Origin of the sequence: Nocardioides sp. (assembly GCF_035429765.1) — a bacterium.
Lineage (GTDB): Bacteria > Actinomycetota > Actinomycetes > Propionibacteriales > Nocardioidaceae > Nocardioides.
In genome coordinates this window covers 1-1,954 of sequence record NZ_DAOMFK010000323.1, presented here as the reverse complement: position 1 = coordinate 1,954, position 1,954 = coordinate 1, and the positions used below count along the sequence as shown (strand labels likewise).

General features: G+C 74.5%; 1 protein-coding gene. It reads right to left on the bottom strand.

What is annotated here, in order from left to right:
* Positions 1 to 1,794 (bottom strand): glycoside hydrolase family 2 protein (locus tag PLP61_RS16785; RefSeq protein ID WP_324503937.1); only part of this gene is annotated, 1,794 nt, incomplete at its 3' end.
* Positions 1,795 to 1,954: the final 160 nt, after the last annotated feature.

Here is a 1,954-nt window from a genome sequence, read left to right as displayed (position 1 = left end):
CACCGCAACCGGCCGCGCCCAGCCGCCGGTGGCGCGGCGGAAGCGCTCGCGCAGGCGACGGTGCGACGTGCGCACCCCGTCGGCGTCGAGCTTGACGACGCGGCGGTCGTAGGTGAGCAGCCCGTTGGTCTCCTGCTCGACGTCGCTGAGCTGGGTGTAGACGAAGCCGGCGAGGCCCTCCTCGACGGCAGGCCCGACCTGGCTGTGCTGAAGCCGGGCGAAGGCCAGCGCGAACGCGTCTGCGTCGGCGTACTTCCGGTAGCCGAACTCCTGGTCGCTCCAGGTGTGGCCGGCGACCCGGTGGGAGTAGCCGCCGTACTCCGACAGCACGGCGGCTCGCGCGTCCTCGGCGTCACGCCGGGAGAGCCGGTAGGGGCGGAAGTAGACGTGTCGGCTGGCCAGGTCGCCGGCGCCCTGGTCGTGCCAGCCGCTGGCGTGGTCGACGACCCGGGTGGGGTCGAGCCGGCGCACGCGGTCGGCCACCCGCGCCGCGTCGAACTGCCCCCAGCCCTCGTTGAACGGCACCCACACCGCGAGGCTGGGCACCGAGCAGAGCAGCTCCACAGTGGCGTCGAGCTCGCTCAGGAGCTCGCGCCGGCCCTCGGCCTCCGCGCGGCCGAAGAGCCGGTAGCGGGAGTCATCCAGGCGCAGCGGCGCGACGGCGGGGCTGGTGACCACCGCACGGCGGTAGCGAGTCCCGCCGTTGACCAGGTCCTGCCAGACGAGCATGCCGATGCGGTCGCAGTGGTGGTACCACCGCAGCGGCTCGACCTTGACGTGCTTGCGGAGCACCGTGAAGCCGAGGTCGCGCGCGGTGCGGACGTCGTGGGCGAGCGCCTCGTCAGCGGGCGCGGTGTAGAGCCCGTCGGGCCAGTACCCCTGGTCGAGCAGCCCCGCGTGGAGGTAGGGCTCGCCGTTGAGCAGCAGCCTGGTCCGCCCGCGCCGGTCCGCGCCGACTCCGACCGACCGCATCCCCGCGTAGCTGGTCACCCGGTCCGCCCCGAGCCGGACCACGACGTCGTGCAGGAACGGGTCCTCCGGCGACCAGGGCCGCGGGTCGGGCCCGAGCGGGAGCCGGGTGGGTACGTCGAGGGGCACGTCGGCGCGCGCCAGCGTCCGGGACCCGGCGCCCACCGTGACCTCGGCCGAGCCCGCCTCCCCCGCTCCCCCGGCCTCCACCATGACCTCGAGCTCGCCGGTGTCCAGGTGCGGCGTCAGGGCGAGCCGCTGCACCCACTGGCCGGGGACGGACTCCAGCCACACGCTCTGCCAGATCCCGGACTGGGCGGTGTACCAGATGCCGCCGGGCCGCAGCGACTGCTTGCCGCGGCTGCGCCACGAGGTGTCGGTGACGTCGCGCACCCGGACGACCAGCTCGTGGTCGCCGGAGCCGGCCAGCGCCTCGGTCACGTCGAGGGCGAACGGCAGGTAGCCGCCGCGGTGCGCCCCGGCGTACGTCTCGTCGACCCAGACCTCGCAGTCCTGGTCGACCGCGCCGAGGTGCAGCAGCACCCGGTCGCGGACGAAGCCCTCGGGCAGCGCGAAGGTACGCCGGTACCACAGCGCCTCGTCCGGCTGCAGCCTGCGGCCCACCCCCGACAGCGGCGCCTCGGGCGAGAACGGCACCAGGATCCGCCCGTCCCACCGGGTGGGCGGACGGGGGACCCCGGCACCGGTGAACGCGTGCTCCCACCAGCCGTTGAGGGTGAGGTAGGAGTCGCGGACCAGCTGGGGTCGCGGGTACTCCGGCAGCACGTGCTCGGGGTCGAGCGCCTCCCCCCACGGCGTGATCACGGCACCTCCCCGACCGCGGGCGCGACCCACAGGCCGTCCTCCACGCGGCTGTCCGTCATGCTTCGGACCCTACTGGGGCTGTCGGCGGCGTCACGCGGAAGATCCCAGTCACCAGGTGGCTGTTGGGTTTTGGGTTCTGCTGGGCGCTGGCGTGGGGGCG